This window comes from Acidovorax sp. GW821-FHT09B03 (genome assembly GCF_059418305.1).
Genome location: NZ_JBWKPP010000032.1, coordinates 1 through 14,284, shown reverse-complemented (window position 1 = coordinate 14,284; position 14,284 = coordinate 1). Strand labels below are relative to the sequence as shown.

General features: G+C 64.9%; 10 protein-coding genes and 1 pseudogene. 6 read left to right on the top strand and 5 right to left on the bottom strand.

What is annotated here, in order from left to right; translation table 11 throughout:
* Positions 1-49: 49 nt before the first annotated feature.
* Positions 50-1,510 carry a hypothetical protein gene (locus AC07PA_RS31455; RefSeq protein WP_494610114.1) on the bottom strand — a complete coding sequence of 487 codons (1,461 nt, stop codon included), beginning with the start codon at positions 1,508-1,510 and terminating at the stop codon, positions 50-52.
* Between the two features lie 312 nt (positions 1,511-1,822).
* Here AC07PA_RS31455 and AC07PA_RS31450 point away from each other — a divergent pair.
* Both AC07PA_RS31450 and AC07PA_RS31445 read left to right on the top strand, forming a co-directional pair.
* Positions 1,823-2,773, top strand: a pseudogene (locus tag AC07PA_RS31450) (AMP-binding protein); the annotation flags it as partial.
* Positions 2,774-2,939: 166 nt separating this feature from the next.
* Positions 2,940-5,180, top strand: coding sequence for a TPR end-of-group domain-containing protein (locus AC07PA_RS31445; protein WP_494610113.1), 2,241 nt, complete (start codon positions 2,940-2,942; stop codon positions 5,178-5,180).
* A 22-nt stretch (positions 5,181-5,202) separates the two neighbouring features.
* On the opposite strand, the gene gcvA is transcribed toward AC07PA_RS31445, so the two are convergent.
* Positions 5,203-6,093, bottom strand: a complete 891-nt coding sequence (gene gcvA / locus AC07PA_RS31440) for a transcriptional regulator GcvA (protein ID WP_494610112.1) — start codon at positions 6,091-6,093, stop codon at positions 5,203-5,205.
* Positions 6,094-6,209: 116 nt separating this feature from the next.
* On the opposite strand from gcvA, the gene AC07PA_RS31435 reads away from it, so the two are divergent.
* Positions 6,210-6,842, top strand: coding sequence for a pyridoxamine 5'-phosphate oxidase family protein (locus AC07PA_RS31435; protein WP_494610111.1), 633 nt, complete (start codon positions 6,210-6,212; stop codon positions 6,840-6,842).
* 53 nt (positions 6,843-6,895) lie between these two features.
* Here AC07PA_RS31435 and AC07PA_RS31430 read toward each other — a convergent pair whose 3' ends face one another.
* Complete coding sequence (locus tag AC07PA_RS31430; RefSeq protein WP_494610110.1) at positions 6,896-9,697, bottom strand: di-heme oxidoredictase family protein; 2,802 nt, start codon at positions 9,695-9,697, stop codon at positions 6,896-6,898.
* 423 nt (positions 9,698-10,120) lie between these two features.
* Between AC07PA_RS31430 and AC07PA_RS31425 the strand changes: the two genes are divergently transcribed.
* On the top strand, positions 10,121-10,954 hold the full coding sequence (locus AC07PA_RS31425; protein ID WP_494610109.1) for an aldo/keto reductase: 834 nt from the start codon (positions 10,121-10,123) through the stop codon (positions 10,952-10,954).
* A gap of 37 nt (positions 10,955-10,991) precedes the next feature.
* Here AC07PA_RS31425 and AC07PA_RS31420 read toward each other — a convergent pair whose 3' ends face one another.
* The gene (locus AC07PA_RS31420) at positions 10,992-11,669 is read right to left on the bottom strand and encodes a hypothetical protein (protein WP_494610108.1); all 678 of its coding nucleotides are present in this window, start codon (positions 11,667-11,669) and stop codon (positions 10,992-10,994) included.
* Positions 11,670-11,739: 70 nt separating this feature from the next.
* Complete coding sequence (locus tag AC07PA_RS31415; RefSeq protein ID WP_035205641.1) at positions 11,740-12,717, bottom strand: LysR substrate-binding domain-containing protein; 978 nt, start codon at positions 12,715-12,717, stop codon at positions 11,740-11,742.
* Positions 12,718-12,865: 148 nt separating this feature from the next.
* Here AC07PA_RS31415 and AC07PA_RS31410 point away from each other — a divergent pair, with 148 nt between their 5' ends.
* On the top strand, positions 12,866-13,615 hold the full coding sequence (locus AC07PA_RS31410) for a sulfite exporter TauE/SafE family protein (protein WP_007858596.1): 750 nt from the start codon (positions 12,866-12,868) through the stop codon (positions 13,613-13,615).
* Between the two features lie 110 nt (positions 13,616-13,725).
* Positions 13,726-14,160, top strand: coding sequence for a cupin domain-containing protein (locus AC07PA_RS31405; RefSeq protein WP_494655417.1), 435 nt, complete (start codon positions 13,726-13,728; stop codon positions 14,158-14,160).
* The last annotated feature ends 124 nt before the right edge of the window (positions 14,161-14,284 follow it).

Below are 14,284 nucleotides of genomic sequence, written 5' to 3'. Positions count from 1 at the left end.
AATATCAAACTATCGAAGACAAATGCCAACCCAAATCACACTGCGCAAGTCAGAAGTCGTTAAGCCGGAGGCTATTGAAAAACTTTGACTGCACTTCGCCAGAAAACTTATCAGAAGGATTGACTGATTCAGATTTCTCCATATTTTTGAATCCGAGTCCGATCTCATGCTTGATCTGATGGTGATCTTTTTGCGTGTAAACGTTCTGAGAAGTATGGGACGAATGATGCATCATCAGCATAACAACCTTTTCATCAAGGCCACCGCGATTCTTTGCTCGATCGCCATATGCGTGTCGGCACCCGTGGGGTGTAAAACCCGCGGCCTTCATATCACAACCGCCCGAAGGAACCAGACCTGAGGCGAATATTGCACGCTCGTAGGCCTTGCTGTAAGCATCTTCGGACAACGGATGCCACTGCCCATTTGATTTCATTGAAAACGCATAGGGATGACTCCGCTTTATGCCGACTGTAGCCTCTAGATAACGTCGCCAAAGACGAAAAAATATTTCTCCCCAATATGGCTCAAACCAATACACAGGCAGTGTTAGAAATCTTGATTTCCAACCCAATGCTTGAGGATCACTTAAAGGTAGACGGGTGCGAGGAGGGATTCCATAAGCAGCGCCAAGATAGCTACCTCGTGTCTTGTATGAGTGGCCACGCAACTCCAAGCTACACGGGCCGTCCTCTGGATGCACCACCGTTACTAGCGCTTGGGAAGGTGAAGTTGGATCTTCAACTACATCTACCACCCAAAGTTGAAGTGCCTCAGAAACCCGAAGACCCCCCTTATTCATTAGAATGGCAACAAGAGCATCGCGCAAGCCATTGTGGGTGGCGAGATTAAATCCATGTTCCAATAATCGCAAAAACTGGCCATCATGTAAACGCTTAGCACCAGAAACGATTTTTCTTTCAGAATGGCGCTCTATTGCGAGGGCAGAATATGTTTTATCCTCCGCGTGTGTCCACACATGGCCAAGAAATGCAACCCCTCGTCGGAACTCATATGCGGCACTTTTGGCAAAGATTTGATGGCGGGAAGGCGTTACAGACGGATTGAAGCGGGACGCCTTGAGTTCACCATCAAGCTCATCAAGGTATCTAAAAAAATCTGTCAGAAGAGTTGCTACTTGATTGCCTTTTTTAACAGTCGAAGGCAACCAGCATAGCCCGGAAATATCTTGTGCAGTCTCTGGGTTGAACGTTCCAAAAATGACAGCCGAACGAAATCTGGAAAAATGCCTCCAGTGCTCAATCTGCCCAATCTCTCCTTTGCCAAAGCCCAAAGGTGGAGGCACCCCGATCGAATACTCCAAAAATAACCTAACTGCTTCTCGAACTTTTGAAAGGTGCGATTGTGATAAACCTTTGCTGATTAAATATTCCATATACGACAGCAAAGGAAGGAAAAATTCATTCTCCTCATTTACGAGGCATGGGAACCTCAACTTTCTTCCAAAACCGTCAACAAAATATTCAACCGTCTCATTAAAAAGGTACATGCAAAAATTACTGCAGACAAAAAACAATACCAAAATCGCACTTACCCAGCTTGCTCTCTCAAGATCACAAAATGAAGATTCAACAGCACACAGACAAATTATAAACTACTGGCGTTGGACAAAATTGAGGTATTTAGATTTAAGAATACCAAGCACCAAGCACCAAGCACCAAGCACCAAGCACCAAGCACTTTAGCAATTTACGTCATGATTTCTTCCATCTTTTTGTGATCGGTCTGCACACGACGTCGAAAAAGTGCAGCTAGAAAGCCAAAATTAATGGCTTACTTAGCAAAAATAGGTGTCCGGATAATGCCCATGTTCCACTGCAACGGCTGGTGCTTTCCGTGGACGGTGGCGGCACGCGCGGGTGTCAACGTCTGCCTGCGCCGGGTGGAGGCGCAGGCTATCTTCGACGCCATGCGCGAGCATGGCGTGACGCACTACTGCGGCGCACCCATCGTGCACGGCATGCTGGTGAACGCACCCGATGCCATGAAGGCCGGCGTGCCCGCCGGCATAAAGGCCATGGTGGCGGGTGCCGCGCCGCCGGCCTCGATGATCGAGGGCATGGAGAAGATGGGCTTCGATCTCACCCATGTGTATGGCCTGACCGAGGTCTATGGCCCAGCCACCGTGTGCGCCAAGCATGCGGCCTGGGACGAACTGGACATCGGCGAGCGTGCCCGCCTGAACGCCCGCCAGGGCGTGCGCTACCACCTGGAGCGCGACGTGCGCGTGCTCGACCCCGAGACCATGCAGCCCGTGCCGCAGGACGGCGAGACCATGGGCGAGATCATGTTCAAGGGCAACATCGTGATGAAGGGCTACCTCAAGAACCCCAAGGCCACGGACGAAGCCTTCGCAGGCGGCTGGTTCCACAGCGGCGATCTGGCCGTGCAGTACCCCGACGGCTACATCAAGATCAAGGACCGCAGCAAGGACATCATCATCTCGGGCGGCGAGAACATCTCCTCCATCGAGGTGGAAGACGTGCTCTACCGCCACCCCGCTGTGCTGGCCGCCGCCGTGGTGGCACGGCCCGACCCCAAGTGGGGCGAGACACCCTGCGCCTTTGTCGAACTCAAGGCCGGCGCCACGCTCACGCCCGGGGACATCGTGGCCCACTGCAAGCAGCACCTGGCGGGCTTCAAGGTGCCGCGCGCCGTTGTGTTCGGCGAGCTGCCCAAGACCAGCACCGGCAAGATCCAGAAGTTCGAGCTGCGCAAGCAGGCGGGTTCTGCCAGCGCCATCGACGTTTGAGGACCTGTTCAAAAGCAGCAAGAGGGCGGCCGGCGTCCAGTGATATCGCGTGCATTCGTGCACTTTTCCTCATCGCTGCGTTGTTCTCACCAGACAGTGCGGCGTGTGAGGACATGCGCGCACTGTAATCAATGGGCTGACCCTGTTCCTCGCTGTTGACGTCCTCATGTCCCAACCCGTTGCCCTCATCGCCCGCATCCCGCTGACCGAAGCGGCCTTCAAGAAATTCCTGCGCAGCAAGGCCGCCGGCTTGCTGGCCGACTGCATTGCCGACGAGCTGATGCAGCCTTCCAACGCCTACCCGGTGTTCCGCTACCTCAAGCCGGAGCAGGCGCTGTTCGCGTTTTTCTATTTCAACCACGGCAATGCTGCATTCCTGCAGGAATCCCGCGAATGGCAGGCCTTGCAGCAGCTGGCGGCGCATGCCACCGGGCCGGGTGGCTTCGTGCTGCACAGCCTGGACGCGCTGAATCTGTTCGACGACACCGTTGCCGCCTACCAGGTGGCGGAGGGGCGCTGCACGGAAACACCGCTGGCGCTGGTCCAGGGGCTGGACCAGCCGGCATTCCTCAAGGAATGCAAGAAGCACTTCTTTCGTGCCACCGAGGTCCACTTCGCGCTGCAGTTGCCCAAGGGGCGCATCGTGGACAAGTCCATTGCCAAGCGCAGCCTGGCGCGTGTCGAGGCGCAGCGCATCGAGCGCCTGGTCGACAGCTTGCACGAGGCAAGCTTCGTGCAGCCGATGCACCTCTTCGGCGACTACTTCTTCAACGGGCAGTGCGTTTATCACAAGGCCGGCGACATCACGCCGCTGCCCGAGATCGATGCCGCGAGCTTCCGCCCTGCCGCATGGGGCGGCACCGATGCGCGGCACGCCGTTGTCGCAAGGCAGGTCCTGCAGGTGGACGCCGCCAGCTTCCGGATGCTGCAGAAGGGAGAAACGGAGTTCTACAAGGACCAGTCGCAGGTGTTCTCCACCGACTTCCATGGCGAGGCGACATGGCCCCGGCAACTGCGGCGCATACCCCAGGCCGACGCGCACAGCTTCAAGCTGCGGGGCGATTTCCTGGCCGAGGACGCGCACCATTTCTACTTTCGCGGCAAGGTGGTGCCGCGTGCCGACATCGGCACCTGCCGGGTCGAGCCGGCGAGCTACTTCCATGACCTCAAGCTGCTCGTGGGCGAGCATGCCGTGTACCTGGGCGCGGACCGCCTGCCGCTCGATGCCGCGAGCTTCCGGCTGGAGCACGACCTGCCGGTAGAGGGCACAGGCATCGCATTCGTCAACGCCTATGTGGTCGGTGATGCCAGCGGGCGCTACCTGCTGGATCGGGAGTGTCTGCCAAGCGGTCGATTCGACGGCTTGCGGCTCACGCCCGTGGCGGACCTGGCGGCTGCTCAGGTACTGCTGGCGCAGAGGGGGCAGGCCTACCATGACCGCAATCAGCCCGGGCAAGGCCGCCCTTCGATGCCCCACCCGGCAAGCCCGGATGACCGGGCCGCTATTGGCGCCTATGCAGACCTTTTTGCGCGTTGGGCCAGCGAGCACTTCGATGCGGAGTACGCGCGCGATCGCCTGGATGCCGACGGCTCGCTGTACCGCGATGTCAACAACTACTTTTATGCGCTGTTCCAGCTGGGCCGGCCGGCCGAGGTGATTGCTTTTTATCCGCGCATAGAGGCAACCGCCTGGTTCAATCCCCACCTCTTTCACCACACCGCCTGCAGCTACGCCGCCCTGGGCCGCGTGGACGAGGCACTGGAGGAGGTGCGCCGGGCCATGGTCTATCGCTATCCGCACCTCGACAAGCTTTGGCAAGACCCCGATCTGTCGGCGCTGCACCAGCACCCCGAATTCCAGGCCATGGCCGAGCAGGCACGGCAGACCTCCACACCTCAGGTGTCGCCGCAACTGCTGGATTCCATCCTGGAACTGCCGCCCATCGACGGGCAGCACGGCACCCGGGCGCTGGGCGGATTCTTGCGCCGGCTGGCGCTTGGCACTTCGTTCGCACCGCTGGCCGATGCGCAGGACCCGGCGCGCGACCACCCGCTGCGGCAGGTCTTCACACGCCACCTGAACCACCACCTCGTGGAGGGCACGGCATCGAGGTCCTATGCCCGCAACTCACCCAACCAGGGCGATTTCTACCTGGCCTACCGCGCGCATCCCTACCTGCATCCTCTCGCACACTGGAAGCGCTTCGAGGGCACCTACGCAGCAGCACATTCCTATGCCAACACCGTGGATGCGAACGCCATCGTGGCCGCGGCCCGGTCGCTGCTGCCCACCCTGAAAGCCGCTGTCGCTGCGGCGCAGGCGGCGGGCGATGCCGAGGTGCTGGCCGACATCGAGCGCGAACGTGAATGCAACGGCTTTTTTCGCCACCTGATGGCGCAGGACTGAGCTGCGCTGGCTGCCCAGTCGTTCAGTCCAGGGGCGGCAACTGCGCCTGCAGCCACTGTGCAAAGCACTGCGCCTCGGGCGCCGCGTCAGGTGCCAGGCCGTAGTAGTGGCGCGTGAGCGGCAGGCGCAGCGCGGGCAGGGGGCAGACCAGGCGGCCGGCGGCCAGGTCGTGGGATACCAGCGAAGCCGGGGCCAGCGCAAAGCCCAGGCCATCGATGGCCGCCTGCAGCACGAAGTGCAGGTGGTCGAACTGCAACTGGCCTGCGGGCCGCAGGCGGGGCGTTCCCACCTGGCGCTTCCAGTGGTCCCAGTCGTCGGGGCGCGAGCGCGACCACAGCAGCACGTGGGCGGCCAAGCCGCGGGGTTCGGCCACGGCTGCGCTGGCGAACAGGGCCGGGGTCCCCACGATCAGCGCCTCGTCCTGCAGGAAGGGCTGCACGGCGATGGAGGTCGGCCAGCCCGTGGTGCGGCCCCGGCGGATCGCCACGTCGAAATGCTCGCTGGCCTGGTCCGGCGGGACGGTGCTGGTGACCACCTGGGGGTCGATGCCGGGGAACTGCGCCACAAAGGCCGGAAGGCGCGGAATCACCCAGCGCACCGCGAACGAGGGGCGCACGTTGATGGTGACCGTGCGGGCGGGCGCGTCCTGCATCAGCGACTGCGCGGCAGCGCCGATCTGCGCAAGCGCCGGGGCCACCTCGGCAAAGAAGCGCTGTCCCTCGGGCGTGAGCGACACCTGCCGCACGCGCCGCTCGAACAGCGCCACGCCCAGGAACTCTTCCAGCGCCTTGACCTGCCGGCTGATGGCGCCATGTGTCACGAATAGCTCGGCCGCCGCCAGCGTGAAGCTCTGGTGGCGCGCTGCGGCCGCAAAGGCGCGCACGGCATTCAGCGGGGGCAGGCGGGGTGTCATGCGTGCGATTTTCTCACGCATGGCGGGCCGTAAACTCGTTTGTCGCCGGCGGTGCCGCACTGCACCATGGCGGCCATGTTCTGCCCGATCTTCGCCATCAACCCCTGGAACCTGCCATGACCGCTACCGTCGTCGATACCGCCCATTCGATCGAGAGCATTGCACAGCTCGAAGCCTTGTTCGGCACGCCCGGCGAAGCATCGCTGTCCAAGGAGGTGCCTTTCGTGCACCCGTCGTACCGCGCCATGATCGAGGCCTCGCCCTTCGCCGTGCTGGCCACCTCGGGCCCGGGCGGGCTCGATGCCTCGCCGCGCGGCGATGCGCCGGGCTTCGTGCAGGTGCTGGACGAGCACACCCTGCTGCTGCCCGAACGGCGCGGCAACAACCGCGTGGACAGCCTGCGCAACATCGTGGCCGATCCGCGCGTGGCGCTGCTGTTCCTGATCCCCGGCGTGGGCGAGACGCTGCGGGTGAATGGCCGCGCCAGCATCACCACGGCGCCGGATCTGATGGAGCGTTTCGTGGTCAGCGGCCAGGCGCCCAAGTGCGTGGTGCGCATCGCGGTGGAGGCCGTGTACTTCCAGTGCGCCCGCGCCATCCTGCGCTCGCGCCTGTGGGAGGCGGTGGACCCCGCCGCGCCGCGGCCCGTGCCCACGCCGGGCGCGATCCTCTCGGCCATCAGCCAGAGTTTCGACGGCGCAGCCTACGACCAGGCGCTGCCCGAGCGGCAACGCACAACCCTCTATTGAAACGAAAAAAGGCCGCTGCAGGCGATTCGCCCGCAGCGGCCTTCAGGATCAGATCACAGCGAGCGCAGGAAGGCCAGCAGCGCTTCGCGGTCCGCTGTGGGCAGGGCCTCGAAGCGGCGGCGTGCGGCGTCGGCCTCGCCACCGTGCCAGAGCACCGCTTCGGTCAGCGAGCGGGCGCGGCCGTCGTGCAGGTAGCCTACCTTGGCAGCCTGGCCCGCACCCATCACCTTGTCGGTATAGCCGATGCCCCACAGCGGCGCGGTGCGCCACAGCGCGCCGGTGGCCTGGCCCTGGGCGAAGTTGTCGGCCAGCTCGGCGCCCATGTCGTGCAGCAGCAGGTCGGAGTAGGGCTTGATGGTCTGGTCGCGCAGCTCGGCGAACAGGTGGCCCGAGCCGGTCTTCATCTCGGCCGTGTGGCAGGCCACGCAGCGCAGGCTGTCGAACAGCTTGCTGCCCAGGGCCACCTGCTGCGGGTTCACGCGGTGCTCGTCCAGCGGCGCCACGCCCTTGGGGAATCCGCTGGCCTGGCTGCGCTGGGCCGGCACGGCCACCAGGGCCAGGTAGTTGGAGATGGAGGCCAGGTCGGCCTCGGTGATGCCGGGCTTGCGCACGCCCGATGCGCAGGCGCTGGGGCCGTAGTTGCAGTCGCGCGAGGGGTAGACGGTGGAGGTCACCGACATGTCCTGCAGCAGCGCCGTGGAGGCCTGCTGGCGCAGCGTGGCCTTGGACGCCTTCCAGCCGAAGCGGCCCAGGCGCACCACGCCGCTCTCGGGGTCGTAGACGTAGTTGGGCACGCCCTTGACGCCATCGGCATCCGGGGTGGCGCGTGCGCGGGCCAGGATGTCGGCTTCGGGTACGGCTTCCAGCAGGCCCATGCCGATCATGGGCGGTGCGGCGCGCAGCGAGTGCACGGCTGGCACGGGGCCGTCGAAGCCGAGCACGGGCTTGCGCAGCTCCACCACGGTGCCATCGGCCAGGCGCACGTTGCGCGTTTCGAACTTCGCCACGCGCACGCTGTTGCCCCAGTCCTGCGCCTCGCCGGTGGCGGCGCGGGCGTTCATCTGCAGCACGCTGCCGTAGCGCGGGTGCGGCTGCTGCTGGCCGCCCTCGCCCAGGCTGGCAGTCTGCAGCGACATGCTGTCCAGGCGCTGGTTGACCTGCATGGGCGCAGGGCTGCGGCCGTTGTTGATGTGGCAGGCCACGCAGGCCGACTGGTTGAAGTGCGTGCCCTGCAGCTTGGCGGCGGGCAGGTAGGGGTCGTTGCCCGGCTCGCTGTGCGCGCCGGTGTCGAAGCTGGTGTGGATCAGCCGGCGCCCCTCGACGAAGCGCTGCATGTTCTGCATGCCGACGTTGTTGAACGGCTGCTGGAACATCGAGGCGCCGTTGTCCGAGTAGTTGTACGAGACCGAGCCCGTGCCACCCGAGAGCGTGATCGCCGGCAGCGGCGCCGAGTTCAGCCGTGGCTGCACGCCGTACCAGGGCACCAGGCCCGTGCCCACCACGTACAGCCATTCGGCCGAGTAGTAGCGGATGCCGCCGTTGTCGCCCTTCCCGGCCATGGATTCGCGGGTGCTGAACATGGCAGGAGAGACTTCGATCGCATCGCCGGCCACCAGCGCGCGCGAAGGCACGTTGGTGCCGTTGGGCAGGCCGTCGGCGCCCAGTCCGCCGTGGCCCGGGTAGTCCTTGATGCGCAGGGTGCAGGGGCCATTGATGCCGTCGGGGCTGGCCAGGCGGCCATTGGCCGGGTAGGGCGTGGGCGTGCAGACCTTGGCGTTGCGGTCCACCAGCTCGCCCGGGTTCATCCAGCCGTAGCCGGTGACACCGGGCCGGTCGAAGGCGCGGAAGAACGCCGTGTCGCCCGCCAGGAAGTCCACCGTGGTGTAGCGGTTGACCACCAGCGTGGGCTTGGTGACGCCCGCCACGCGGCTGTTGTCGATGATCTCCATGCCCCAGGTGCGGTTCTGGAAATACTGCGTCACGAAGGTCAGGTGCGCGCCGGGGCCCTTGTCCACCGGGGCGCCCGTGACCAGGTCCACCGTGTCGTTGGGTCCGAAGCCGATCTCGTTCCACTCCTCGCCGCGTTCGCGGCCATGGCGCCCCAGGGCGCGTGCGCCGAAGCGCGTCACCAGCGTGCCATCGGCCAGGCGGAACTGGGTCAGCTCGGCCGGTTCGGCCGAGGCGGGCAGGGGCGCCAGCCCCTGGCCATTGGCAGGGTAGCGCCAGGCCGAGGTGGTGCCTACGCCCTGGGTGTTGTCGGTGCCCGGTGTCTTGAACTCCACCTCGAACAGCGAGTAGCCGTAGCCACCGGCCCGCGCCACGCCCTGCAGGCGGATGTAGCGTGCGCTCATGCCCAGGTTCAGGAATTCCTCGGTGCCGCCCTTGCCGTTGGTGACGTAGCGGACCTGCGTCCAGCTCTCGCCGTCCTGCGACACCTGCAGCGCGTACTCCTTGCCGTAGGAGCGCTCCCAGACCAGCTTCATGTAGCCCACATCGACCTTGGCGCCAAAGTCGAACTGGATCCAGGCATCGTCCACGAAGGTGCTGCCCCAGCGGCTGTTCGGGTTGCCGTCGATGGCGGCGCTGGCCGACATGCCGGGGTTCTCCACAGCAGAGGAGGTGGCCTTCACCGGTTTGATCGCCACGCCCGGCTGGGTGGGCGCCGCTGCTGCCACCTCGTAGGCGGACTTGTGCTGGACGTACACCACTTCGGACGAGGACTGCGAAGCCCCCTGGCCGCTGCCGCCGCTGTCCGAACTGCTGCCGCCGCCGCAGGCGACCAGGCCCAGGGCCAATGCGCTCAAGGCGCCCCAGCGCGCACCGCGATGCGCGCCCTTTTTCATCGTGTGCTGCATGCTGTTCCCACCCCGGATCCATGTGTGTTTGTTGTGGGCAAATCATAGGCATGCAGGCCATTGCGCCGTCTACCGCAGTTGCGTGGGCGCCTCAGTTAATTTGCGTTAATTAATTGCAAAACGTATGCAGACGTATCTGCCAAGGGTCCGTTGTGGGTCCATGTCTATCGGCGCGTGGCTTGCCCCCTGGGTTCTCCCTGTTTTGGGGCGGTTGCATATGGATGCACTTTGGTAGGCGCGGCGGAAATATTTTATTTGGCAGCCAATCGGGTTGATGGCAAAGCACCGCCTGGACAACGCAGTCCCTTCGGCTGGCGCCATGGGACGCGGTTGTGCAGCCAATTGGCAGGCGTGCGAAGATGCTTTGCAAAGCCGCATGCAGCGGATCGAATCTCCCAACCGCCAGACGCCAGGAACCCCGCAATGACCCAGCCGCCTCCTTCCCTGCCCCTCAACGACGGCCGCTCCATCCCCCAGCTCGGCCTGGGTGTCTGGCGCACGCCGGCCGATGCCACCGCGCAGGCCGTGAAGGCCGCGCTGGCCTCGGACTACCGGCACATCGACACGGCAGCCATCTACGGCAACGAGGCCGGGGTGGGCGAAGGATTGCGCGCCAGCGGCGTGGCGCGGGATCAGGTGTTCATCACCACCAAGCTGTGGAATGCCGAGCAGGGCTTCGACAGCACGCTGCGCGCCTTCGACGCCAGCATGCAGCTGCTGGGCCTCGATGTGCTCGACCTGTATCTGATCCACTGGCCCTGCCCCTCGCGCGAACTGTATGTGGACACCTGGCGCGCTTTCATCCGCCTGCGCGACGAAGGGCGTGTGCGCTCCATCGGTGTCTCGAACTTCGAGCCCGAGCACCTGGACCGCATCGTGCAGGAGACGGGCGCCAAGCCCGTGCTCAACCAGATCGAGCTGCACCCGCGGTTCCAGCAGCACCGGCTGCGCGACTACCACGCCGCCCACGGCATCGCCACCCAGGCCTGGAGCCCGCTGGGCCAGGGCCAACTGCTGGAGGATGCGGCCATCCAGGCCATCGCCAGGAAGTACGGCAAGACCGCCGCCCAGGTGGTCGTGCGCTGGCACATCGACATGGGCCATGTGGTGATCCCGAAGTCGGTGAACCCGGGCCGCATCGCCGAGAACGCGGGTGTGTTCGACTTCGCGCTGGACGCGCAGGACATGGCGGCCGTCGCGAAACTGGACCAGGCGGAGGGGCGCATCGGGCCCAATCCGCTGACGGCGGCGTTCTGAGTGGGCACGCGCCGGACACTGCCTGGCGCCCGGTCCGCTATTGCGGAGAATCGGTATCGTGATCCTTCGCGGAGGATGCCGAGCGCAGCTTGCGCTCGTACCCGTCCATCTCCTTGAACGCCACGATCTCGCGCCCGCGGTACTTCGCGTACTCGGTCACGAAGGCCTGCGTGTCCGCATACGGGCCGGCGATATGGCCCGGCCGCTTGGAGTCGGCAAAGAACCAGGTCTGGCCATCCCGCCGGAACGAGGCCACCCAGTGGCGGCGCAGGGTGTTGCCGCGGATGGCGATAGGGTTGAATTCGATCATCACGTAGCCGGGGCGCGAGGCCGGGTCCACGGCGCGCAATGTCTCCACGGCAAAGCGGGACAGGTCCACGCACACGCCACGGGGGTTGGCAAAGAAGGCCGCCGGTTCGTGGATGGGCATGCGAGCGCTGCGGCTGCGCTGGGTCTCGGACAACTGCATGGCGCGCTGCAGGTCGTACTCGAAGCGCGCACCTATCCAGGTGTTCACCTCGGCCGCACCCTTCCAGCGCTGCAAGGCTTCGGCATACGAGGCCGGTGCGTCGGCCAGGGCCCTGGTGGTGCGGCCCGGCTCCGGCGCATCCGAGGCCGGGTCGGCGGTGCTGCCAGCGGACTCGGCCAGCGGCGCTCGCGCAGTGCAGCCAGCCGCCAGGCTGGCGGCGGCGATGACAAGCGTTCTTCGTTGCATGGCTGGTGTCCCCGGTTCCTGGGCTCTATGGAGTGGCGCCCCGCGCCAAAGGTTCCCTGCGCAGCGGAACTCAGGCCTGCTCTGCCGCAAACCCCGTGGCCGCATCGCGCAGGGCCTGCGCCAGCAGCGCCACCTCCGCGTACTGCGCCCCTTCGGAGCGCTGGAACAGGGTGATGGGCGGCAGCGTCCAGCCAAAGCGGTGCGGCACGATGGCCACGCCGGCAATGCGCACCAGCTCCTGCGCGATGTCGGCCGGCACGATGGAGACGGCGCGTTCGCTGGCGGCGATCAGCTCGCCGATGATCTTGGACGACAGGCTCTCCACATAGGCCTGCGGTGGCGCCACGCCGGCACGCAGAAAGAAGTCGGTGATCTGCTCGCGCATGGGGGTCTGGCGCGCGCCCAGCACCCAGTCGAGTTCGGCGAGCTCGGGCCAGGACAGCGGGCGCCGCGCCAGTCGTGCTGCCAGTCGGCGGTGGGCGATGAGGCGGGGTTCCTGGTGGTAGAGCACCTCGTGCACCAGTCCGTCCATGTCGAGCACGGCCGAGGCGCGGCCTATCACGCAGTCGAGTTCGTGCGCGCGCAGGCGCTGCAGCAGGTGGTCGCTGGTGCCCTCGTGGATGCTGACGGTGGCGCGCAGCCCGCGCGGCCGGGTCTGTCCGATGGCGGCGGCCAGCAGGCGGCCCGGCACGAAGGGGATCACGCCGATCTGCAGGTGGGCGGCGCGGCCGGCGCTGGTGGCCTCGATGTCCAGCGCCCAGTGGGTGAGGTCCTGCAGCATGGTGCGTGCTCGGGCCAGTGCCAGGGTGCCGAGCGCGGTGGGCACCATGCCGCGCGGCAGGCGCTCGAACAGCGGCGCACCGAAGAGTGCCTCGAGTTCGGCCAGCGCATGGGTGATGGCCGGCTGGCTGGTGGCCATGTGGTGCGCCACGCGGGTGAGGGTGCCGTGCGTTTCGATCTGCTGCAGCAGCACCAGGTGCCGCATCTTCAGGCGAGAGGCCAGCCGGGCCTGCAGGGCCTGGGTGGCGTCGGTGTCGTGGGGTGGCATGGCGGTCTGGAATGGGTATGCGGAAAATCGCATGGGTGAATAGTAATTGCTGATGGTTTGCTTATATGGAGCGACCACAATCCGTGGATGCATGTGGCTGCCGTACGGTACGGGCACCAGGCAACAACAGCAGTAGCGGGGGCAGGCAATGGATTCGTCGGTGTTCGTGATCGTGGCGCTGGGTGCGGCGGCGGCAGGCTTCGTGCAGGGCTTGTCGGGCTTCGGCTTTGGCCTGACGGCCATGTCGCTCTGGGCCTGGACGCTGGAGCCGCGCCTGGCGGCGGTGCTGGTGGTCGCGGGCTCGCTCACGGGCCAGGTGCTGGCGGCGTTCTCGGTGCGCCGGGGCTTCGACAGGCTGCGCCTGCTGCCCTTCGTGCTGGGCGGGCTCGCCGGCATCCCCATCGGCGTGGCATTGCTGCCGCGGCTGGACATGGACGCCTTCAAGATCGTGCTGGGCGTGCTGCTGGTGCTGTGGTGCCCGGCCATGCTGCTGGCCCAACAGCTGCCGCGCATCGCGCGCGGCGGCCGGCTCGCCGATGCGGTGGTGGGCATGGCAGGTGGGGTGATGGGCGGCATCGGCGGCTTCACCGGCGTGCTGCCCACGCTGTGGTGCACCCTGCGCGGCTGGGACAAGGACGCCCAGCGTGCGGTGATCCAGAACTTCAACCTGTCCATGCTGCTCGTGACCATGGTGGCCTACCTGGCCACGGGCATGGTCACGGCGCCCATGCTGCCCTACCTGGCGGTGGCGCTGCCGGCCATGCTGGTGCCCGTGCTGCTGGGCGCGCGGCTGTACCACGGCATCAGCGAGGCGCGCTTTCGCCAGATCGTGCTGGGCATGCTCACGCTGTCGGGCGTGGCGATGCTGGCATCCGCCTTGCCCAAGCTGGCGGGATGACGGGGCCTTCAGATTCCTGACGGCCCAAGCACGCGCAGCCCGGCACGCTCTAATATCTCCACCGGCAGTGCGCCCTGCGCTGCCGCGACAGACAACAACACTGGAGACATATGACGACAAAAGCAATCTCTGCATGGGCTGCGTGCGCAGCCATGGCCCTGTCCTTCGCTGCCACGCCCGCCCTGGCCGACGTGTTCACCAAGGAAGAACTCATCAAGGTCAACAAGGAAGCCGCGGGCGGCGGCAAGGGCACCCTGATCGGTGAATACGCATTCACGCGCGACAAGGCCCTGAAGGACCAGGCGATCAAGGAAATCAGCTGGCTGACCCTCAAGCCCGGCGACTCCATCGGCTACCACAAGCACACGACGAACGAGGACACCTACATCATCATTTCGGGCCGTGGCACCTTCAAGGACAAGGATGGCAAGGATGTGCCGGTGAAGGCCGGGGATGTGACCATCGTGCGCAAGAACGAATCACATGGGCTCACGAACACGGGCACTGAGCCGCTGGTTTTTGTGGATGTGATTGCAGAGCAGTAATTTCCCTGCATGCATGTGCGATCTGTTGTGAGCGGCATGCTTTAGTCGAGGGCGGAGGCCGGGTCTCGGCCCGGCGGCCGAGGTACTTGTTCTTTGCTTCGCCAAAGAAAAGTACCCAAAAGAA